The 20558-nt window shown below is 72.3% G+C and carries 21 protein-coding genes, 1 other RNA gene and 1 pseudogene; 13 read left to right on the top strand and 10 right to left on the bottom strand.

Annotation, left to right across the window (positions count from 1 at the left end):
* Window positions 1–32 precede the first annotated feature (32 nt).
* Window positions 33–1271, top strand: a complete 1239-nt coding sequence (locus tag IF28_RS0120855; RefSeq protein WP_030222554.1) for an XRE family transcriptional regulator — start codon at window positions 33–35, stop codon at window positions 1269–1271.
* 2 nt (window positions 1272–1273) lie between these two features.
* On the top strand, window positions 1274–1927 hold the full coding sequence (locus IF28_RS0120860; RefSeq protein WP_030222557.1) for a hypothetical protein: 654 nt from the start codon (window positions 1274–1276) through the stop codon (window positions 1925–1927).
* A gap of 13 nt (window positions 1928–1940) precedes the next feature.
* Here IF28_RS0120860 and IF28_RS0120865 read toward each other — a convergent pair whose 3' ends face one another.
* The gene (locus tag IF28_RS0120865; protein ID WP_030222560.1) at window positions 1941–2891 is read right to left on the bottom strand and encodes an epimerase; all 951 of its coding nucleotides are present in this window, start codon (window positions 2889–2891) and stop codon (window positions 1941–1943) included.
* Window positions 2892–3171: 280 nt separating this feature from the next.
* Here IF28_RS0120865 and IF28_RS36470 point away from each other — a divergent pair, with 280 nt between their 5' ends.
* The 4 genes from IF28_RS36470 to IF28_RS0120890 all read left to right on the top strand — a co-directional run bounded on the left by IF28_RS36470 (window position 3172) and on the right by IF28_RS0120890 (window position 5489).
* The gene (locus tag IF28_RS36470) at window positions 3172–3471 is read left to right on the top strand and encodes a class I SAM-dependent methyltransferase (protein ID WP_030222563.1); all 300 of its coding nucleotides are present in this window, start codon (window positions 3172–3174) and stop codon (window positions 3469–3471) included.
* A gap of 269 nt (window positions 3472–3740) precedes the next feature.
* Window positions 3741–4058 carry a hypothetical protein gene (locus IF28_RS37130; protein WP_051713813.1) on the top strand — a complete coding sequence of 106 codons (318 nt, stop codon included), beginning with the start codon at window positions 3741–3743 and terminating at the stop codon, window positions 4056–4058.
* Window positions 4059–4466: 408 nt separating this feature from the next.
* The gene (locus IF28_RS39255; RefSeq protein ID WP_158713706.1) at window positions 4467–4610 is read left to right on the top strand and encodes a hypothetical protein; all 144 of its coding nucleotides are present in this window, start codon (window positions 4467–4469) and stop codon (window positions 4608–4610) included.
* 222 nt (window positions 4611–4832) lie between these two features.
* Window positions 4833–5489, top strand: a complete 657-nt coding sequence (locus IF28_RS0120890; protein ID WP_030222569.1) for a DUF6461 domain-containing protein — start codon at window positions 4833–4835, stop codon at window positions 5487–5489.
* A 196-nt stretch (window positions 5490–5685) separates the two neighbouring features.
* Here the strand turns inward: IF28_RS0120890 and IF28_RS0120895 are convergent, their stop codons facing one another.
* The 5 genes and pseudogenes from IF28_RS0120895 to IF28_RS0120910 all read right to left on the bottom strand — a co-directional run bounded on the left by IF28_RS0120895 (window position 5686) and on the right by IF28_RS0120910 (window position 9368).
* Entirely contained in the window at window positions 5686–6441 is a 756-nt protein-coding gene (locus IF28_RS0120895) for a class I SAM-dependent methyltransferase (protein WP_030222571.1), read from the bottom strand.
* Between the two features lie 179 nt (window positions 6442–6620).
* Window positions 6621–7035: RNase P RNA component class A (gene rnpB, locus IF28_RS37135), an RNA gene on the bottom strand.
* Window positions 7036–7150: 115 nt separating this feature from the next.
* Window positions 7151–7930, bottom strand: a pseudogene (locus IF28_RS40390) (DMT family transporter); the annotation flags it as partial.
* A gap of 19 nt (window positions 7931–7949) precedes the next feature.
* A complete protein-coding gene (locus IF28_RS0120905; RefSeq protein WP_030222577.1) occupies window positions 7950–8777 on the bottom strand; it encodes an AraC family transcriptional regulator in 828 nt (275 codons plus the stop codon).
* 24 nt (window positions 8778–8801) lie between these two features.
* Window positions 8802–9368 carry a Uma2 family endonuclease gene (locus IF28_RS0120910; protein ID WP_030222578.1) on the bottom strand — a complete coding sequence of 189 codons (567 nt, stop codon included), beginning with the start codon at window positions 9366–9368 and terminating at the stop codon, window positions 8802–8804.
* A gap of 133 nt (window positions 9369–9501) precedes the next feature.
* Here IF28_RS0120910 and IF28_RS0120915 point away from each other — a divergent pair, with 133 nt between their 5' ends.
* From IF28_RS0120915 to eda, 4 genes are all read left to right on the top strand, one after another.
* On the top strand, window positions 9502–10257 hold the full coding sequence (locus IF28_RS0120915) for a MerR family transcriptional regulator (RefSeq protein WP_030222581.1): 756 nt from the start codon (window positions 9502–9504) through the stop codon (window positions 10255–10257).
* Window positions 10254–10850, top strand: a complete 597-nt coding sequence (locus IF28_RS0120920) for a hypothetical protein (protein ID WP_030222584.1) — start codon at window positions 10254–10256, stop codon at window positions 10848–10850. Before IF28_RS0120915 ends, IF28_RS0120920 begins: the two co-directional genes overlap by 4 nt.
* Window positions 10851–10901: 51 nt before the next feature.
* Window positions 10902–11684 carry a peroxide stress protein YaaA gene (yaaA, locus tag IF28_RS0120925; protein WP_030222585.1) on the top strand — a complete coding sequence of 261 codons (783 nt, stop codon included), beginning with the start codon at window positions 10902–10904 and terminating at the stop codon, window positions 11682–11684.
* A gap of 70 nt (window positions 11685–11754) precedes the next feature.
* Window positions 11755–12402 (top strand): bifunctional 4-hydroxy-2-oxoglutarate aldolase/2-dehydro-3-deoxy-phosphogluconate aldolase, encoded by a 648-nt coding sequence (eda, locus tag IF28_RS0120930; protein ID WP_030222588.1) that lies wholly within the window; start codon window positions 11755–11757, stop codon window positions 12400–12402.
* On the opposite strand, the gene IF28_RS0120935 is transcribed toward eda, so the two are convergent.
* From IF28_RS0120935 to IF28_RS0120945, 3 genes are read right to left on the bottom strand one after another with little or no spacing between them, the layout of a single operon-like run.
* Window positions 12377–14107, bottom strand: coding sequence for a bifunctional RNase H/acid phosphatase (locus tag IF28_RS0120935; protein ID WP_030222591.1), 1731 nt, complete (start codon window positions 14105–14107; stop codon window positions 12377–12379). The genes eda and IF28_RS0120935 overlap by 26 nt on opposite strands.
* A gap of 12 nt (window positions 14108–14119) precedes the next feature.
* The gene (locus IF28_RS0120940; RefSeq protein WP_078621296.1) at window positions 14120–14863 is read right to left on the bottom strand and encodes a zinc ribbon domain-containing protein; all 744 of its coding nucleotides are present in this window, start codon (window positions 14861–14863) and stop codon (window positions 14120–14122) included.
* Entirely contained in the window at window positions 14860–15726 is an 867-nt protein-coding gene (locus IF28_RS0120945) for a Nif3-like dinuclear metal center hexameric protein (RefSeq protein ID WP_030222598.1), read from the bottom strand. The genes IF28_RS0120940 and IF28_RS0120945 overlap by 4 nt, the downstream gene beginning before the upstream one ends.
* A 172-nt stretch (window positions 15727–15898) precedes the next feature.
* Between IF28_RS0120945 and IF28_RS0120950 the strand changes: the two genes are divergently transcribed.
* Both IF28_RS0120950 and IF28_RS39485 read left to right on the top strand, forming a co-directional pair.
* Window positions 15899–17116, top strand: a complete 1218-nt coding sequence (locus IF28_RS0120950; protein ID WP_030222599.1) for a hypothetical protein — start codon at window positions 15899–15901, stop codon at window positions 17114–17116.
* Between the two features lie 97 nt (window positions 17117–17213).
* The gene (locus IF28_RS39485; RefSeq protein WP_199809018.1) at window positions 17214–17381 is read left to right on the top strand and encodes a hypothetical protein; all 168 of its coding nucleotides are present in this window, start codon (window positions 17214–17216) and stop codon (window positions 17379–17381) included.
* Between the two features lie 70 nt (window positions 17382–17451).
* On the opposite strand, the gene IF28_RS0120960 is transcribed toward IF28_RS39485, so the two are convergent.
* Window positions 17452–18276, bottom strand: a complete 825-nt coding sequence (locus tag IF28_RS0120960; protein WP_030222601.1) for a MaoC/PaaZ C-terminal domain-containing protein — start codon at window positions 18274–18276, stop codon at window positions 17452–17454.
* A 518-nt stretch (window positions 18277–18794) separates the two neighbouring features.
* On the opposite strand from IF28_RS0120960, the gene IF28_RS0120965 reads away from it, so the two are divergent.
* Window positions 18795–20537 carry an MFS transporter gene (locus IF28_RS0120965; protein ID WP_030222603.1) on the top strand — a complete coding sequence of 581 codons (1743 nt, stop codon included), beginning with the start codon at window positions 18795–18797 and terminating at the stop codon, window positions 20535–20537.
* The last annotated feature ends 21 nt before the right edge of the window (window positions 20538–20558 follow it).

Raw genomic sequence — 20558 nt, forward strand, 5'->3', positions numbered from 1 at the left:
ATCGTTGATTCAGGACGGGGAGGTGCGGGGGCATGGATCTGAAGAAGATCGGCGGAAGGGTCGCGCGGGAGCGGGCGCGGGCGGGCCTGAGTCAGCGGGAGCTGGCCGTGCGTACGGAGCTGAGCCAGCCGACACTGGCGCGCATCGAGACGGGGGAACGGCCGGCGCTGACCTTTGCCGAACTCGACCGTGTCGCAGCCGCGTTGAGTGTTCCGCTCACGCTGTTGACCAAGGGGAATCCGGTGCGGCAGCGCATGCAGGTGGCTGCGCGGGCCTCGGAAGGCGCCGAGGAGGAGCTGAGACGGGCCGAGGGCCTGGTCGGCGAAATCCTGGCCCTCGACGATCGTCTCGACCGGTTCGTACCGGACGGTCACAGAACCGATCGGCAGCGGGCGGCCCGGCTGAAGCGGGCCCCCGCGCAGGTCGTCGATGCCGAGCGTGAGGGCCGGGCCCTCGCGGAGGAGGTCCGGGAGCGCCTGCGGCTGGGGCTCGGTCCCGTTCCGGACCTCGCCGGGCTCGTGGAGTCGGCGATCGGTCTGGACACGGCCGCGCTCACACTCCCCCAGGGCGTATCCGGGTTCACCGCGCGCGACCCGGAGCGCGAGGTGACGATCTCGGTCGTCAACGCGTCGGACGTGCCTGAACGGCAACGCTTCTCGCTGGCACACGAGTTGGGGCACGTGCTGCTGTCGGACGGTGTGGCCGCGCACCGACTGGACGGCCGGCGGACACCGGACGAGCGGCGCTGCGACGCCTTCGCCCGGCATCTGCTGGCCCCGGCGGAGGGCGTCCGCCGCTGGATGGAGTGCCTCTCGGCCGCCGAACCGGGACGTCGGGAGTGCGCCATGGCGGCCCGGCACTACGGCGTGAGCCTTCCCGTACTGCTCATCCAGTGCAGGGAGTTGGGGCTGCTGACCGACACACAGGCCAGGAAGACGCAGGGCCCCACGGGTCGCGCACTCGCGTGGACCTACGGCTGGGGGCCCCAGTACGTCATGGAGTGCGAGGCCGCGGCGCGCGTGCGTCCGCCCCGCCGGATCATGGAACGGGCCGTCGCGGCCTACCGCGCGGGACGCATCGGGGTGCGGGCCATCGCGGCACTGAGCGGCGCCGAACCACGCACGACCGAACGGGAACTGGAAGAGGCCGGCATCCGGCCACCCGAGGTCGCTCTGTCGGGACGCGTCGACGTACGAGCCCTCCTCGGCCGCCGTGGCAGGCCGGCACAGCGGGCCGCGAAACCGCCCGAGGACGAACAGGAGCGACGGTAGGAGTGAGCTGTCCGCAGGAGCCCGCGGCCGAGGAGAACCCGCCGGGGGAACAGGAGGACGCCTGCATCCTGGACGCCGTCGTGTGCGTCCACTTCGCGGGCGCCAACCTCAATCGCGTGCTCGTGACCGCCCTCGAGTCCATGAAGTGGGTCATACTCGTCCCCGCCGAGGTCTGCGACGAGATCGCGCGCAAGGACGCCAAGTACCCGGGCCTCCGCAAGCGCTGGCTCGCGCTGGAGCGCAGCGACCGCGTCAGGGTGTTACCCGCCCTGGAGATCGGCTCCGCGCCCGCCCGGATCGTGGAGGTCCTGGAGGAAATCCGCGACCTCGAGTTCGACCAGGCGCTGAGGCGCTCACGCGACCTCGGGGAGTGTGTGGTCGTGGCTCACGGCGTGCACCTGTCGGAGCAGGGGCGTGAGGTCACGCTGCTGATGGACGACGCGGAGGGACGGCGGCTCGCCGACGAGTGGTCCCTCCAGCACCTCACCATCGAGGACGTACTGGCGCTCGCCGTCCACGCGGGATGCTTCGACACACAGGACGCCCTCAGGCAGGCCTATCACCGGCTCCAGCGGTTCGGCTCCGGCCTGCCGGACTTTCCCCGCACTGATCTGCCGGAGCACTACCGGGAGTGGAGGGCGGCATGGGAGACCTGAGCGAGGGAGCAGCTCATCGGCCCGTGGGGTTCCGTCGGCGTCGTACGAGGTCGCGGGCCGCCTGCGGCCACGCCGGGTGCGTGAAGTCGAAGCCCGCTTCGGTCAGGCGGCCCGGAATCACCCGCCGGCTCTTGAGCAGCAGTTCGGTGTCCGAGCGGAGCGCGAACGCGCCCACCCCGGCCATCCACCGCGTCGCGGGCAGCCCCACCGGCATCCGCCACGCCCCGCGCAGGCCGCGCATGAAGTCCCGCTGCGGGAGCGGTCCGGGAGCCGCGAGGTTCACCGCCCCGGTGATGTCGTCCCGGTCGATCAGGAACGCGACCGCGCGGACGAAATCGTGGTCGTGGATCCACGACACGTACTGCGCACCGCCCGCGACGGGACCGCCGAGACCGAGACGGGTCAGCCACGACAGGACGTCGAAGACGCCGCCCCGGTCGGGGCTCATCACCATCGCGGAGCGCAGGGCGACCTTGCGGGTGCCCGGGGTGTCCGCCTCCGCCTGCTCCCGCTCCCACGCCCTGGCGATGTCGACGCTGTAGGACCAGTAGCCCGGAACGTCCGGTTCCGTGCCGCCGATCACGCCGGTGGCCTCGTCGTTGGGCGCGTCGAAGCGGTGGGCGTAGACGGTGGCCGTGCTCATCTGGAGCCAGACACGCGGCGGGCGGGCCGCGGCACCGATCACCTCACCGACGACGCGGGTGGACAGCACCCGCGAGTCCATCATGGCGCGGAGATTGGCGGGCGTGTAGCGGCAACTCACGCTGCGGCCCGCGAGGTTGACGACGACATCACTGCCGTCGACCTCCTCGGCCCACGCCCCCGCGGTCCTGCCGTCCCAGGTAACCTCCCCCGGCGCGCCCGGCCGCCTGGTCAGCACCACGACCTCATGCCCGGCCGCACCGAACGCCCGCTTCAGCACGGCCCCCACCTGCCCGGTCCCCCCGGGAATCACGATCTTCATCGACCCCTCCCCTCCGTACAGGGCTCACCCTACCCAATTTTTGAACACGTTCAACTCCACCGCAAGGGACGATGCCCGCCCCCACCCCTCGGCTCATTACCGGCTGTCGCCGCGCGAGTACCCGCGATAATCTGTGGCCGGTCGGCGCAAAACACGGCAAGTCGGCGGTACCCACAGGGGCGAGGGGAAGCGTGGAGCGGGGCGACGTGCGGGGCCACACGAGGAGCTGGCGGCCGAGTACGACGATCACTGGGTCTACGGTCCGGACTACATCCCCTGGATGTCCGGCCGTATCGCCGAGGCGCTGCAACTGGCCGCCACGGACCGGATCGCCGATATCGGCGCCGGGACCGGCCTGTTCGCCAAGGAGGTGGCGGGGCGGCTGCTGCCGCACCGGTCCATCCTCTGCGTCGACCCCTCCGAGGCGATGCTGCGCCGGCTCGGCACACCTCCCCCGATCGGCCTGACACCGGTCCCCGGCGCAGCTCGCGCCGGGGCGTGGGTCTGTAAAGACGTGCCGGGTCAGCAAGGGTCGGCGGCAGGAGTGCTGTCAAGGGTTCCGCCGCTGGTCAACAGCTAGCCGTAGATGGCAGAGCAGCTTGCGCTGAAGCTCCAGCTGTCCACGTAGTGCCGAGGTGCGGAGGACATGTTGATGTAACCGGAGTAGGTGGTGCTGCCGCTGCGTTCGTAGCCCAGCTTGAGATCTGTCTGGCTCCGAGTCATCAGGAAGCCACGTCTGGGTGGACTGGCCTTCATGCCCTACGCGACGGTGGAGGACGCCACCGCCCGGGGTGCGAGCCTGATCGCCCGACGATGAGAGTGGAAGGCAGAACACGTGAGGACAGAGCATTGAAGCACGCGTACTACCTCTACGGGTCCACCTTGCTGGACAGCAGGACACTGCGGGAGTCCCTGGAAGCGGCGCTTGAGGTGCGGTTCGAGCGCCGTGACAGCGACTATCGGGGCGGCGAGTACTTCCGCTTCCAAGGCGCCAAGGGCCTCTTGACCATCGAGACCAACTACACCGACGAGGACGGATGTCCGGTGGAGGAGGACTTTTCCGACCATGGAACACTTCTCTACGCCAGCGACCCGGGCCTGGGCGTGGTGCCGGTCCTCAACGGGCTGGCGGGCCTGGACCTGCTCCGATTCGACGAGTTGGAGTAGCTCGCACCCGCCCGCCGGAAACCCGGGGTGGGGTACGAGCGCCCCCCCGACCGATCGCCATCGCGTCGTGCGGGTCATCTCCTGATGGAGTTCGGATTGCCGGCCTCGGTGCCTAGAATCTCGGCTTCGTTCGGCAGCGCGTGCCACGGTGTCATCAGCGGTGGTAGGCCGTGGGTGCGACCGGGACAATCGACCGCCGCGAGGTCACGTGCCCGTTCGCGAGATCAGACGCATCGAACTCCCGGACGGCTACTACGCCACCGCCTAGCGATCACACTGCCGAACACCAATCCTCACGGCGGACGTCCGCCGGGCCGCAGTCCGCGGACGGCCGCCGCAGCCTTGCCGGAGCCAGGAGCAACCGAACGGCAGTCGACCGCAAGCTGCTTTGGGCTGCAAAGAAATCCGTTGCCCGCCAGCATCGTGTCCCGCATCGAGCTTCCCGGAATCGACAACAGCGGAGTGTCCCTGACTCCCGCGGAGGTGACCGCGGCTGCCGTGGCCATGCGGGAGATCGAGCCGCGCTACGAGTACGTCACAGGGCCTTGTTGAGGTGCCCTGGTCGGGTGTGACAGGTGTGCTGGTGCAACCGCTCGCCGCCCCTTCCGCATCGACTTCACCCGAAGGAATCTGCTGGGGTGTCCTGCCCGGTCCCGATCCCACTGCATGAACCAGGCATCATGATCCGGACTACCGGGCGTGCTTGGCGCACTGCGGGAATCACGGAGAGTTCGACTCCGGCAGCCCATGCCAGGTGAAGGACGGAGGCAGATCATGCGAGCGGACGGGGATTCGCTGGACTGGGCGAGGGCCTGGCTGTGCGCTACCTTCACCCGCGCTCTCGGCCCTGAGGAGGTGTTCGCCCGGTACGGGGCCGACCCGAACCAGGCACGTCTGCTCGACTGGGACACGGCCTCGGACCTGGTCTCGGGCGAATCAGGTGACGGGACGGTCTCGCTGCTGCGGGCCGGCCGGATCGGTGAATGGGCCTTCTGCGTTGAGGAGGACGGCTGCATCGGGGTTGGGGAGGAATCGCTCGCGGAGTTGTCTCGGGGAACTGAGACGTACAGCGTGGCGGCTACCGAAGGAGTCGACGTCTTCCAGTACTGGCGCGACGGAGAGTGCGTCGAGTACTTCGAGCCCGGGATGCAGCACAGCCGGTCTGAACCGTTCGGCCCCTGGTGGGATCGGGTGGAGGAGGCGCTCGCCGCACACGAAGGCGAGGGCGCCGGGATGGCTCCAGTGGTGGCCCTCGTACTCGAGCACCTCGGCATCACCCTGGACGACGCAGCGCTCGCCGGGCCCTGGCCCAGCCTGACGCTCGCCGAGGACGACGTACCAGCGGCATCGCCGGGCGACAACTACGCGGGCGAGGGACCGGTCCCGCCCGGGACCATCCTGGATTTCGGCCCGTCAAATGGACTGATCTGAAGGGCAGGATCGCCCTCGTCGTCCTGGACCACGACGAGTCCAGGCCACCGCGAGGAACCGGCCCGACCTCTTCGACGCGCTTCATCGCCGAGACCGGCCTCATCCGGGCACCGCCACAACGTCTCCCCGAAACGGAAACCTCAAAAGCGGGCTGCGAGCAACCGCGCGGTCCTGTTAAGGACTGAGAGTCCGGTGTCTACGCCTTGCTCGCGACCACCATGTAGTTCTCGGCCTCGAGATCGAACGTGCTCACTTCCGTCCGGAGCCCGACCCGCTGCAGCTCGACTTCGAGTTCCTCGTACCGGTAGGGCCAGCAGGACAGCAGTTCCGAGCGGACGAGAACCAGCCCCGTCGCATCGACCTGGGCGATCGCGATCTCGATGTGGTGCTCTTCCTCCCAGTGCGGCGCGATCTCCCAGCGGTAGACCACGACGGCATCGCGACCGTTTCGTCGGACGAGTCGGTCGCCGATGTCCAGCCGGGAACCTCTGGCCCTCACGAGTTCCCACGTGCGGGATGTGAGCACCAAGCGTCCACCGGGGCGCAGAAGCCGTGACATCGACTCCAGAGCAGCACCCCTGCCTGTCGCGCCCGCGGCGTGGTGAAGCGAGTTGCCGACGCAGAACACCATGTCGAACGTGCCGTCCTCGAAATGGTCCGGCAACTCCTCCCAGTTCGCCCGCACAGTCCGGACGGAGGCCCCGAACTCCTCAGACAGCTCCGCAGTCCGGCGAACCATCGTTTCGCTGGCGTCAGTTGCGACGACCTGCAGGCCACGACCGGCGAGGCCGACCGCCAACTGTCCGGTTCCGCACGAACAGTCGAGGACGTGAGCGTTCGACGGCAGGAGACCGAGGACGTCATCGAACGACGCGGCGAACTCGGCGGGAGGCAACTTCGCATCCGAGATGAGCCATTCGTACACCTCGGCGAGCACGTCATATTCCGTCACAACCACTACCTCCGTCACACAGCGGACTCATGGTGGGACGTCAGTCCATCAGGGGAGCGAGCCGGGCACCAATGGTTTTCGCCAGGACAGCCCGTCCGCCCACGCCGCGGACAGCGCGAGCTGATCCGCTCGGTCGGACGATCTTCTTGTTGCATCCGACCTGCGTAAATGAAGAGCGGCAGACGAGTCGGGCTGTACGCCGGGTTCTGTTCCCGGGGTTCCTCGCGGAGTCCCCGGGCGACGGCCATCCATCTAGGGCCGACGTTGCCGCCGGCCTCGTGCGGTCTACCCACGGACTCGGGCGGGCAGCCCTCGAACATCCGCGCAGAGACGCCTTCTCTTGCGAAGAGGTGTCTCCTCTTGACCTTGCTCCGGGTGGGGTTTACCTAGCTGCCCAGGTCGCCCTGGGCACTGGTGGTCTCTTACACCACCGTTTCACCCTTACCCGGCGCCGAAGCGCCGGGCGGTCTGTTTTCTGTGGCACTGTCCCGCGGGTCACCCCGGGTGGCCGTTAGCCATCACCCTGCCCTGTGGAGCCCGGACGTTCCTCGGGAAGTCCCGTGAGGGACTCCACGCGGCCGCCCGCCCGGCTCGTCTGCCGTGCCGACCATGGTACCGGGCGTGAGCGGGGCTTCGGTGCGGCGGCCGTCGCCAGGACCGAGCCGGTGAGGATCAGGGCGAAGGCGGCCAGGACCGGGGCGGTCAGGGGTTCGTCCAGGAAGAGGGCACCCGCCGCCACGGCGATCGCCGGGTTGACGTACGTGATGACGGAGGCGCGGATCGGGCCCGCCTCCCTGATCAGCTCCAGGAACGCCACGAACGCCACCGCCGTACAGACGACGCCCAGCGCGGCCAGGGCGGCGAGGGCCTCGGTGGAGGGCAGGACGGCGGGGCGGGTCACGATCGCCGCGGGGGCGTAGACCAGGGCGGCGAGGGCGAGGCAGGGGGTGATGAGGTGCAGCGTCGGGACCTGCTTCAGGTAGCGGTCGGCTATCAGGGGGGCCGTGGCGTAGCCGACGACCGTGACCAGGACCTCCGCAAGGGAGAACGCGTCGCCGCCGGTCAGGTGCGGGACCGTGAGGACGCCGACGCCGCCGAGGCCGAGGGCGAGGCCGGTGATCCTGCGGGTGCTCAGCGACTCGGCGGTGCCGAAGAAGCGGGAGAGCAGGACGCCGACGATCGGGACGCCCGCGATCAGCAGGCCCGCCGTGGAGCTGGACAGATGGCGTTCGGCGTCGGTGAGGGTGTACCAGGGGCCGATGATCTCGATCACCGCGAACGCCAGCATCGGCTTCCAGTGCGTGCGCAGGTTCCGGGCGAAGCCGGACTGGCGCAGGGCGAAGGGGAGCAGGAGGGCGGCGCCGATCGCGCAGCGCGCGAACACCACCGCCGACGGGGACACCTCGTCCACCGCCACCTTGATCATCAGATAGGGGATGCCCCAGACCACTCCCATCAGGGAGAAGAGGAGCCAGCCGCGTGCAGTCATGCGGTGAGTGTGCGGCCGTTCAGCGGCGGGGGTCTTGAACGCTGTTGCGGTACGCCGCCGGGGTCACCCCGAGGACGCGGCGGAACCAGCGGGTCAGATGGGCCTGGTCGGCGAAGCCGACGAGCGCGGCCGCCTCGGCGGGGCGCAGGCCGGCTTCCAGGAGGGCGCGGGCCCTGGTGACCCGGTACTGGGCGAGCCAGGCGTACGGGGGCACCCCCATCGTCGTACGGAAGGCGCGCAGCAGCTGGTAGCGGGAGAGGCCGAGGTCGGCGGCGAGGGCGGCCAGGGAGGGCGGTTCGAGGAGTTGGTCGGCGAGGCGGTCGCGTACGGCGAGGGCGACGGTGCCCGGGACCGCCTGGTCGTCCGCGCGGGCGGTGGAGTGGCGGCGGGCCAGGGTGGTGAGCAGCCAGGGGATACGGGACTCCGCCTCCAGGGGGTCCGGGCAGGAGCTGACGTCCGTGTGGGCGCGGCGCAGGGCGACGGCGAGTTCGGGGTCGTCTATGACGGGGTCGCGGAAGTGCGGGAGGGCGGCGCCGAGGGTGCCGTCGGCGAGGAGGGCGGGGGCCGCGTAGAGGGCGCGGTAGGAGTAGCCCTCGGGGGCGGCGGGGCCGCCGGTGTGCATCTCGCCGGGTTCGAGGACGACGATCGAACCCGGCCCGGAGACGATGCGGCCGCCCCGGTAGGCGATGGTCTCCAGCCCGCCGACGGTGACCCCGACCGTGAACTCGTCGTGCGCGTGCGGCGCGTACTCGTGCCGGTTGAACCGGGCGGTGAGCAGATCGAGCGCGGGCCCGCACCGCCCCAGCCGCGCCCTGGTCCACCGGGCCTGCTCCGGTACGTCCGCCACCTCGCACCCCCGACGAGTAGGGGATCAGAGGAAGTCGGCGGTGTCCAGGTCGAAGGCGAAGGGGGCGGGGAGGGGCAGCGGCTTGCCGAGGGGGCGGGTGCAGCTTTCCCGGTACTCGTCCTGCTCCGGGTCGCTGAAGAGTGTGATGGAGGAGGCTTCGCGGTCGACGAGGAGGTGGAGGGGGATGCCTCCTCGGGCGTAGCAGCGGCGTTTGGTCTCGCGGTCGGCCGTGGGGCCGGCGCCGGTCACCTCCACCACCATGGCGACACCGGCACACGGCATCCACGGATCGGCTCCCCGGAAGAGCCTTGAGTCCCAGGGCACAAGCGTGCCGTCCGGGATCACGTGGTCCGGTGGGCAGGAGGGCGCGCCCTTCAGCCGCAGGCCCTTGTGGCCGGAGAAGGCCATGGCCGTTCGGGAACGGGTGTACATCTGGCGCGAGATCAAGCCGAGACAGTGCTCATGCGATCCGTCGGGCGGCGGCGTGAGGAAGAGCTCTCCCTCGATGAGTTCCGCCCGGAACCCTTCGGGGGCGTCGAGGACGGCGAACCAGTCCAGCAGCAGGTTCTCGGTGATCGGATCGTAGGTGATCACGGTGCGGCTCCTCGCTTTCGGTCGCTCGCCAGACTTTCGTACGGAGGGCTCGCCCGGTGCGCAAGCCGGTGCTGTTCGCTCGACCGTGTTCGCTTGACCCTGTCGTAGCGGCAACGTTTCTACTGGGGGTATGCGGATCGGAGAGCTTGCCCGTGCTGTCGGGGTCACCACTCGGGCCGTGCGGCATTACCACCAGTCGGGGTTGCTGCCGGAGCCGGTGCGGCTGGGGAACGGGTATCGGGACTACGGGTTGCGGCATGCCGTCGTGCTGGCGCGGATCAGGCGGCTGACCGAGCTGGGGCTGGGGCTCGCCGAGGTGCGGGACGTGCTCGCGGACGAGGCGGGGAAGGACCTCGTCGAGGTGCTGACCGAGCTGGACGAGGATCTGGCGCGGCAGGAGGCCGCGATCCGGGAGCGGCGGGCGCGGCTGCGGGCCCTGCTGGAGACGGAGGGCGGGCTGACCGCCGAGGGGCCGGTGTCGCCGGAGCTGGCCGCGTTGTTCCGGGACACCGCCCATCTGTCCGGCTCCCCCACGGCCGCCAGGGACCGCGAGATGCTCGCGCTGATCGAGACCGCCACGCCGCCCGAGGAGCGGGAGCGGCTGATGGGGCTGCTCGGCGGGGTCGTGGACGTGCCCGGCGGGGTGGAGCGGGTGCGGGAGCTGTACGAGCGGCTCGACGCGCTCGCCGACGCCGAGCCGGACGATCCGCGGGTGGAGGAGACGGCGCGGGCGCTCGCCGCCTCCGTTCCCGAGGGAATGGTTCCGCAGGGGGTCGCGGAGGGGGAGGCCGCCGGTTTCCTGCGGGCCCTCTACGCCGACTTCCCGCCGGCCCAGGCCGAGGTGATCCGCCGCATGGTGCGGATCATCAGCGAGGAGGGGTCATGAGGGGCGTACGGATGGCGGGCGCGGTGGCGGGGCACGAGCTGCGGCTGATGATGAGCCTGTGGCTGTGGGTGGCCCGGCGGCGGCACGGTGTCGGTGGCGGCACGGCGTTCGGGTACGCGCGCGGCGAGGCGGCCATGATGTACGGGCTCGCGTTCGTGTGCGTGGTCGAGACGGTGGCGCTGTCCGTGCTGCTGGCCGACTGGCCGGCCGTGCACGCGGCGGTGCTCGTCCTGGACGTGTACACCGTCGTGTTCGTCGTCGCGCTGCACGCCGCGTCCGTCGTACGGCCCCATGTGGTCGGGGACGGTGTGCTGCGGGTGCGCCGGGCCGTGCACGTCGATCTGCGGATACCGGTGGAGCGGATCGCCTCCGTCCGGCGGGAGCTGCGGATGACGCACGAGGCGGCGGAGGGGGAGCTCGATCTCGCGGTCGGGTCGCAGACGACCGTCACGGTCGAGCTGGACCGGCCGGTCACCCACGTCACCTTCCTCGGGCGTCCCCGCGAGATCCGCGTGGTCCGTCTTCACGCGGACGACGCCGACGGGCTCGTCCGCGCGCTGGCCGGGGCGCCTTCCGCCGGTGGCCACGTCTGACGTGCCGGTCCACGCCGTACCCTGACTTCGAGCTCGACCGAAGGAGTACGTGTGCTTGTCCTGCTGCCGCCGTCCGAGGGCAAGGCCGCTTCCGGCCGCGGCGCCCCGCTGAAGCCCGAGTCGCTGTCGCTGCCGGGGCTGGCCGCGGCGCGCGAGGCGGCGCTCGCCGAGCTGGTGGACCTGTGCACCGGCGACGAGGACAAGGCGCGCGAGGTGCTCGGGCTGAGCGAGGGACTGCGGGGCGAGATCGCGAAGAACGCGGAGCTGGGGAGCGCCGGGGCGCGGCCCGCCGGGGAGATCTACACCGGGGTGCTGTACGACGCCCTGGACCTGGCCTCCCTCGACGCGGCGGCGAAGCGGCGGGCGGCGAAGTCGCTGCTGGTGTTCTCCGGGCTGTGGGGCGCCGTACGGGTCACCGACCGGATTCCGTCCTACCGGCTGTCGATGGGCGTGAGGCTGCCGGGGCTCGGCGCGCTGAGCGGGCACTGGCGTGCGCCGATGGCGGAGGTGCTGCCCGAGGCGGCGGGCGGCGGGCTGGTCCTCGACCTGCGGTCGGCGGCGTACGCGGCGGCCTGGAAGCCGAAGGGCGAGGTCGCGGGGCGGACGGCGACGGTACGGGTGCTGCACGCGCCGACGCGGAAGGTGGTCAGCCACTTCAACAAGGCGACCAAGGGGCGGATCGTGCGGAGCCTGCTGACGGCCGGTGCCGTACCGAAGGACCCCGCCGGGCTGGTGGAGGCGCTGCGGGACCTCGGATACGAGGTGGAGGCCACGGCACCGGGCCGGGCGGGTGCCGCCTGGGCACTGGACGTGCTGGTGGACGAGGTCCACTGATCACATTCCCTGATTGCATCCTGCGCAATGGGCTTTGCGCGGTGCGCAGCGGTGCGGGCAGGATGACGGCATGAGTTCTCCGCTGCCCTCCTCCGTGTTGGATCTCGCCCCCGTCGTGCCGGTCGTCGTCGTCGAGGACGCCGCCGACGCCGTACCGCTGGCGCGTGCGCTGGTGGCCGGGGGGCTGCCCGCGATCGAGGTGACGCTGCGGACGCCCGCCGCGCTCGACGCGATCTCGGCGATCGCCGCCGAGGTGCCGGACGCGGTGGTCGGGGCGGGGACGGTGATCACGCCGGAGCAGGCGGGCGAGGCGGTGGCGGCCGGGGCGCGGTTCCTGGTCAGCCCCGGGTGGACGGACGTACTGCTGGAGGCGCTGCGGGCGTCCGGGGTGCCGTTCCTGCCGGGGGTGTCGACCACCTCGGAGGTGGTGGCGCTCCTTGAGCGGGGGGTGCGGGAGATGAAGTTCTTCCCGGCACAGGCGGCGGGCGGGACGGCGTATCTGAAGTCGCTCGCCGGGCCGCTTCCGCAGGCCCGCTTCTGCCCGACCGGGGGCATCGGGATCGACTCCGCGCCGGAGTATCTGGCGCTGCCCAACGTGGCGTGCGTCGGCGGGAGCTGGATGCTTCCGGCGGACGCGTTGGCCGCGCGGGACTGGGGGCGGATCGAGGGGCTGGCGCGTACGGCGGCGGGGCTCAGCGCAGGTGCGAGGTCTCGTTGAACAGGCGGACGCTGGCGTTGCCGTCGGCGTAGTACGCCACGGCGGAGAGCGAGGCCGCGGAGAGTTCCATCCGGAACAGGGACTCGGGCGGGGCGCCGAGGGCGAGGCGTATCAGGGTCTTGATCGGTGTCACGTGCGTGACGAGCAGGACCGTGCGTCCCGCGTACGCGGCGGTCAGCCGGTCCCTGGTCGCGGCGATCCGGGTGGCGGTGGCCGCGAAACTCTCGCCGCCGCCGGTGGGCTCGGCGTCCGGGGAGGACAGCCAGGCGCTGAGGTCGTCGGGGTGCCGCTCACGGACCTCGCCGAAGGTGAGGCCCTCCCACGCGCCGAAGTCCGTCTCGCGCAGCCCGTCGTCCACGGCCACGTCGAGCCCGAGCCGGGCGGCGACGATACGGGCGGTCTCGCGCGTACGGGCGAGCGGCGAGGCCACGACCGCTTCCACGGTCCCCCGCCGGGCAAGGAACTCCCCGGCCCGCTGGGCCTGTTCCCGTCCGATCCCGGAGAGGGAGGGATCACTGCCACCGCTCCCGGAGAACCGCTTCTGCGGGGTCAGGGGCGTCTCCCCGTGCCGCAGCAGCACGAAGGTCGCGGGCGGCCCCATGTCTGGAGCCGCCCACCCGGCACCGGGGGTGGCCACGGCCTGCGCGGCCCGGAGAACGGCATCGGCTTGGCGGGTGCGGCCGGACGGGCGTACTGTGCCGGCGCCTTCGGCGACGGTCGGCCGTGCGTCGGCGGCACCGGCGTCCGCCGCCCGCGCCTCGCCGTCGGCCTCCGACGCGGCGTCGGCGGCACGCCGCGAGGGGTCGGTCACCGCCCCGGACTCGACACCGGCACCCGCATCCGAGGTCACCGTGACGTCATCGGCCGAGCGTCCCGCGGCGGCACGCGGCGAGGAGTCCGCCGCCGCCCCGGACTCGACACCGGAGCCGGCCGCCCACACCTCGCCAGCGGCACCCGGAGCGGCGTCGGCGGCACGCCGCGAGGGGTCGGTCACCGCCCCGGACTCGGCACCGGCACCCGCGCCCGAGGTCACCGTGACGTCATCGGCCGTGTGGTTCACCGCGGCGTCCGGTGTGGTAGCCGCTTCATCCGCCGCACGCCGTGAGGGGTGCGGCGCCGGGCGGGGTTCCTCACCGGCGGGTGCCGGGTGCGGGCCGGTGGTCTGCGCCAGGGCGGCGCGGGCCCTGGCCGCGCCCGCCTTCGCGTCGCCGGGCGGGCCCGACGGCTCGGGTGCCGGCGGGCGGGCCGCCGGGGTGTCCAGGGAGGCGCGGGACGCCGACGGCGTCCACTGTTCGCCGCGCTTGCCCGCGTCCATCGCCTCGTTGGCCAGGCGGTCGGCGTGCTTGTTCTCCGCTCGGGGGATCCACTCGTACGTGACCCGGCCCCTGGGGAAGACGCCCGACGCCTCCGCCGCCAGCGGCTTCATCGCCGGGTGCTTGATCTTCCAGCGGCCCGACATCTGCTCGATGACCAGCTTGGAGTCCATCCGGACGTGGACCCTGGCCCCCGGGTCCAGTGCGTGCGCGGCACGCAGGCCGGCCAGCAGGCCCCGGTACTCCGCGACGTTGTTCGTGGCGACGCCGAGGTACTCGGCCGCCTCCGCCAGGGTCTCCCCCGTCGCCCCGTCGCTCACCACGGCGCCGTAGCCCGCGGGCCCCGGGTTGCCCCGCGACCCGCCGTCCGCCTCGACGATGAACTCCCGCACCGCCCGGACTCCCTACAGCCCGGACTCGGACGTACGCACCAGGATGCGGCGGCAGTTCTCGCAGCGCACCACCGTGTCGGGGGCGGCGGAGCGGATCTCGTTCAGCTCGGTGATGGCGAGCTCCTGGCGGCAGCCCTGGCAGGTACGGGCGTACAGCTTCGCCGCGCCGATGCCGCCCTGCTGCTCGCGCAGCTTCTCGTACAGGCTCAGCAGCGGCGCCGGCACGGAACCGGAGACGACCCCGCGCTCCTTCGTCACCGAGGCCGTCTCGCCGTCGATCTCCTCGAGCGCGGCGTCCCGGCGCGCGGTCGCGTCGTCGATCTTCCCCTGGACGGAGCCGACCCGCTCGGTCAGTTCGGCGACCCGCTCCTGCGCGGACTCGCGGCGCTCCATGACCTCGAGGACGACGTCCTCCAGGTCGCCCTGCCGCTTGGCGAGGGAGGCGATCTCGCGCTGGAGGTTCTCCAGGTCCTTCGGCGAGGAGACCGCGCCGGAGTCGAGGCGCTTCTGGTCGCGGGCGGCACGCTGGCGCACCTGGTCCACGTCCTGCTCGGCCTTCGTCTGCTCGCGGGCGCAGTCGCTCTCCTCGGTCTGCGCGGCGACCAGCAGGTCCCGCAGCTGGGTGAGGTCCCGGGTCAGCGACTCGATCTCGGCGTGCTCGGGCAGCGACCTCCGCTTGTGGGCGAGCTGCTGCAGGCGGACGTCGAGGTCCTGGACGTCGAGGAGGCGGATCTGGTCGGCGGGCGCGGCGTTCAGTTGGGGGCTCCAGATGTGTCGGTGGTGGCGGGAGACGCCGCGTGGGCGGTCCAGGGGTCGGTGACCGTCTTCGAGACGTGGACCCGCAGGTCCCAGCCGTGACGGTCGGAGATCTCGTCGAGCTGGGCTGCGGCCAGCTCGCACCAGGGCCACTCGGTGGCCCAGTGCGCCGCGTCGAGCAGCGCGAGGGGACTGTGGGCGCGGTCCGCGACGAACTCCGAGGCCGGGTGGTGGCGCAGGTCCGCGGTGAGGAAGGCGTCGACCGAGGCCGCCCGTACGTGGTCGAAGAGGCTGTCGCCGGAACCACCGCTGACGGCGACCGTCCGTACGAGCGCGTCGGGGTCGCCGGCGACGCGGATGCCCTGCACGGTCGCGGGGAGGCGCTCGGCGGCGCGGGCGGCGAGGTCGCGGACGGTCAGCGGATGGTCCAGCTCGCACACGCGGCCGAGCCCCCGACGTCCGTCCGGGTCGGTGGGGTCCGGCACGAGGGGCCGTACGACGCGGAGGTCCAGCGCACCGGCGAGGGCGTCGGAGACTCCCGGGTCGGCGGTGTCGGCGTTGGTGTGGGCGACGTGCAGCGCGATGTCGTTCTTGATGAGCGTGTGCACCACGCGGCCCTTGAAGGTGGACGCCGCGACCGTGGTCGTACCGCGCAGATAGAGCGGATGGTGGGTGACCAGCAGGTCCGCGCCCAGGGTCACCGCCTCGTCGACGGTCTCCCGCACCGGGTCCACGGCGAACAGGACCCGCGTGACCTCCTGGCCGGGATCGCCCACGACGGTGCCGACCGCGTCCCAGGACTCGGCCCGCTCGGCGGGCCACAGATTTTCCAGCGCGGCGATGACTTCAGACAGACGGGGCACGCCTGCAAGGCTACCTGGCTGTTTCGTACGGCAGTACCGGCGCCGGGGAGCACACTCGCCTCCCCTCCCTCAGCAGAATCGTTCCTGGAGTACCCGTACGTGTGAAGTGCGGGCCCACCGCTCCGCCGCCCGTGCATGCGCGACCTACGTTCATCACCGGAGGTGACCGACGATGACGGTCTGTGCCATCGAACCTGCGACGGGACACGAGGACGGAGCCGGACGGGCGGGCGGCGGGGCGGCCTGCGCCATCACCGCCGACGGCGCCTACGCCGCACGCCTCACCCGCGCCGGCGACTCCCTCTTCCCGGAGCGCTGGACGCTCGACGGCCCCGAGCCCTACGCGGTGCCGCTGCCCGGCAACCAGCCCGAGGAACCCGGCACCGAGGTGCAGCCCCTGAGCGACGGGCGGGTCCTCATCCACCGGCCGATGGCCGCGCGGCACGCGTTCTCCCTGCTGTACCCGACCGGCCCCGGCACCGGTGAGCTGCCGCTGGGCACGGTCGAGTGCCCGGACGAGGACACCCGGCTGCGGCTGCTGCCGCCCTCACCGGGCGGCCGGCGGGCGTACGCGCTCGCGGTGGGCCGGCGGTCGACCGCGGTGTGGCTGGTCGCCGGCGGCCCGCCCGGACCGCGGCAGGTCGCGGAGGTGCCGGGGCACTGCTCGGGCGGGGCATGGCTGGACCGGGACGGGCGGATGCTCGCCGTGGACCGGGCGGCGGGCGGGCGCACCAAGGCGGTCGTGGTGGACCTGGAGCGCGGCGGCGAGATGTCCCCGCTGCTGCAGATCGCCCCCGACAGCGACGACCGGGTGCTGCTCGCCGACCCCGACAGCGGGCTGCTGCTGGTCGGCTCGGACGCGCCCTCGCCCGGGCGGGAGCGGCTGGGCTGGGGGGTGCTGGGCAGCACGCTGCCGGTGCGGTTCCCGGAGTGCCTGCGGCCCGCGGACCGCGTGGTCACGCCGTTCGCGATCCAGCCGGGGCAGATGCTGACACCGGAGCAGTGCGCGGTGGCGCTGCGGGTCGACGGCCCGGCCGGGAGCTGGGTCGGGGTGTGGCGGCCCGCGGAGCGGAAGGTGCACCACTACCCGGCACCGGCGGGGTGGCTGGCCGGTACGGGGCTGTGGACGGCGGACGGGGTGCTGCGGCTGCCGTACGCCACGGGAGCCGTGCCGTGCGGGGTCGCCGGGCTGCGGGTGCCGGGGCAGGAGCGGCGGCGGGCGGGGCTGGAGGTGCGGGCCGCTGCGGAGGCGGGCGGGCCGGAGGGGGGCGGTGAGTGCGGTGCGCTGCCCTCGGCGAAGGGGCCGCTCTCCCTGCACTTCGGGCACGGTGGATTTCCCCGTCCCGTGCCCTTGCAGCAGGCACCTCTGGGGCGGCATGTAACGAAGTAGTGGCGGTCGGCGTGGTCGCCTGGATGCGGGTGGTGGTGGGCCGGTTAGACTCGCCCGGCTGTAGGAAAGATCATGTTTACGGGGTGAATTCCTTCCGATGAACGACGTCATCACGAACGAGCCGCAGTCCGCCGAGAGCGGACAGGCCACCGCCGGACACGGCAAGCACCGGGGGTCGGTCTCCACGCGGGACGCGGAAGCGTCTCCGCGCGGGCGGCACCGCAGGCCGGAACAGGCGGGCGAGTACACGGAGTCGGCTGCCTGACGCCACGTCGGGCGCGGTTCCTCTTCATGGGCCGGGCTCCGGTCGTCCTCTGCGACGACCGGGGTCCGGCTCAGTCGTGTTCGACCGTGGTGGCGGTGAGGACGGGGGCGTCGTCGCGGTCCGCGGCGCCCACCGTCACATGGACGGTGCGGGGGTCGTGGCGCCACATCCTGATGCGGAGCGTCTCGCCCGGGTAGACGATTCCGGCGAACCGGGCGGTGTAGGAGCGGACCCGGGTGACGTCGCCGTCGAGGAGGGTGTCCACGACCGCTTCGAGGGTCATGCCGTAGGTGCACAGGCCGTGCAGGACGGGGCGTTCGAAACCGGCGCGGGCCGCGAAGTCGTGGTCGGTGTGGAGGGGGTTGTCGTCGCCGGAGAGGCGGTGGAGGAGGGCCTGGTCCTCGCGGGTGGGGCGGTCGAGGGTGTGGTCGGGGGGTGCGGTGGGGGGCTCTTGCCGTGCGGACGGGCCCCGGTCTCCGCCCCAGCCGCCTTCGCCGCGTACGTAGACGTGTGCCTCGTCCGTCCACAGGGGGCCGTGGGCGTCGGCGGCCTCGGTGCGCATGACGAGGACGGCGGCTTTCGTCTTGTCGTGTACGGCGGTGATGCGGGCGGTGGTGGTGGCGGTGCCGGCGGGTGGGAGCGGGCGGCGGTGGAGGGTGAGGGACTGGGCGCCGTGCAGGACGTGGGCGAGGTCGACGTCGATGCCGGGGAGGGTGAGGGCGCGGGTGACGCCGGGGGCGTGGGGGCCGGCGGTGGTGGCGAAGGCGGGGACGGGGTGGGGGTGGTCGGGGCGGGCGCCGATGCCGCGGTGATAGACCCGGACGTCTTCGTCCGTCCAGGCGATGTCACCGACCAGCGGGGCTGCGGTGAGGACTGTACGGGGGTCGATGGGCATGGGGCTCCTGTCGTCGGGGCGGGTGCCTCACCGGCAGTCTGCCGGGCGCGCTCTCGCCCGTCTGCCGCCGATCCGCGTGCCGCGCCTGCCGCCACCGATCCCGCCGATCCGCCGATCCGCGGGCAGTCGTGCCGCAGGGCGGCACGGGTGGGCGCGACGGCACCCCGTAAGCGCCGGGCCGCGCGATGTCCCCCCGCTCAGCCGTCACCCCGGGTGACTGCTGGGCGGGGGTGAGTGTGCGCTCGCCCCGCTGGAGGGGTGCCGCTGCGCCCACCCGTGCCGCCCCAGCGGCACGACTGCCCGCAGCTGCGCGGGCTGCGGGGGTGTGGCCGGCCGCGGCTGCGCGGAAGAGCCGGCCGCGGCTACGCGGGCTGCGGGGGTGTGGCCGGCCGCGGGTGTGGGGACGGCCAAGGGATGGTCAAGGAATTGTTAGGGGGGTGAAGCATTGGAATAGTTGCCTTGGTGCACGGGGTTCGGGATGCACGTATCCCCGAAACAGTCCCCCGGAGGCAGCCTTCATGACGCAGACGACACCCGACCGCCCCCACGGCAGACCGGGCGGGACCGCCGTGGTCCCCGTGCTCGCCTTCGCGGGCATCGTCGTCGCGGTGATGCAGACCCTGCTGGTGCCGGTCATCAAGGATCTGCCGCGGCTGCTGGACACCGCCCCCTCCGACGCCACGTGGGTCCTCACCTCCACCCTCCTGTCCGGCGCCGTCGCCACCCCCATCATGGGCCGCCTCGGCGACCTCCACGGCAAGCGCCGCATGCTGGTCCTCAGCCTCGCGATCATGGTCGTCGGCGCGCTGGTCAGCGCGTTCACCAACGACCTGCTCCTGATGATCACCGGCCGTACCCTCCAGGGCGTGGCGATGGGTGCCATCCCCCTCGGCATCGGCCTGATGCGCGACATGCTGCCCCGCGAGCGCCTCGGCTCGGCGATGGCCCTGATGAGCTCCTCCATAGGCGTCGGCGGCGGCCTCGCCCTGCCCGCCGCCGCGCTGGTCGCCCAGCACTCCGACTGGCACTCCCTCTACTACGGTGCCGCCGGCCTCGGCGTCACGGCCATCGCGCTCACCCTGGCCGTCGTACCGGAGTCCCCCGTACGCGCCAAGGGCACCTTCGACCTGCCGGGCGCGATCGGCCTGTCCGCCGGGCTGGTGCTGTTCCTGCTCCCCGTCTCCAAGGGCAGCGACTGGGGCTGGACCTCCGGCACCACGCTCGGCCTGCTCGGCGCGGCGGTCGTCGTCCTGCTCCTGTGGGGCCTGATGGAGCTGCGCGTGGCCGCGCCCCTGGTGGACCTGCGCACCACCGCCCGCCGCGAGGTCCTGCTCACCAACCTCGCGTCGATCATGATCGGTGTCTCCTTCTTCGTCGTCTCCCTGGTCCTCCCCCAATTGCTCCAGCTGCCGCCGGGGCACGGGCTCGGCCAGTCGATGGTCGTCGCGGGCCTGTGCGTGGCCCCGCTGGGCCTGACGATGATGTTCACCGCCCCCGTCTACGCCCGTCTCTCCGCCCGGTACGGCCCGAAGACCACTCTCATCCTCGGCATGCTGATCATCGCGGCCGGTTACGGCGGCGGCCTCGGCCTGATGGACGCCGTCTGGCAGACCGTCGTCACCTCGGTGATCCTCGGCGCGGGCATCGGCCTCGCCTACTCCTCCCTCCCCGCGCTGATCATCGGAGCGGTGCCGGCCTCGGAGACGGGCGCGGCGAACGGCCTCAACACGCTGATGCGTTCCATCGGTACGTCGGTGTCGAGCGCCGTCATCGGCATGGTGCTGGCGAACACGGCGGACACCGTCGGCACGGCGGAGATCCCCACCCTGCACGGCTTCCGGATCTCGTTCCTGATCGCGACGGCCGCGGTGGCCGTCGGCCTCGTCCTGGCCCTGTTCCTGCCCGGCCGGCGCCCGTCGGAGCACCCGCGGCTGCGGGCCAGCAGCGAGGAGGACGCCAACCTGGAGCGCGCGGAAGCGGTACTGAACGGGCGCGGTTTCCGGGGCCGGGTGCTGGACGCGGCCGGTGCGCCGGTGGCCCGCGCCAAGGTCACCCTGATCGACCGGCACGGCCGCCAGGCGGGTGCCACCGTCTCCGCCGGCGACGGCACATACGCCCTCGCCGTCCCGGCACGGGGGCCGTACGTCCTGGCCGCCCGCGCCACCGGCCACGGCCCGCTCGCCTCCCCGGCCCTGCACGACGGCGGGGAACGGCCTATCGGCCTGGACCTGTCCCTGCCGGGCGAGACGGTCACCGCCTGACCTCGTTACCCGGCGGTACCC

The organism is Streptomyces sp. NRRL WC-3626 (genome assembly GCF_000718785.1).
Taxonomy (GTDB): domain Bacteria; phylum Actinomycetota; class Actinomycetes; order Streptomycetales; family Streptomycetaceae; genus Streptomyces; species Streptomyces edwardsiae.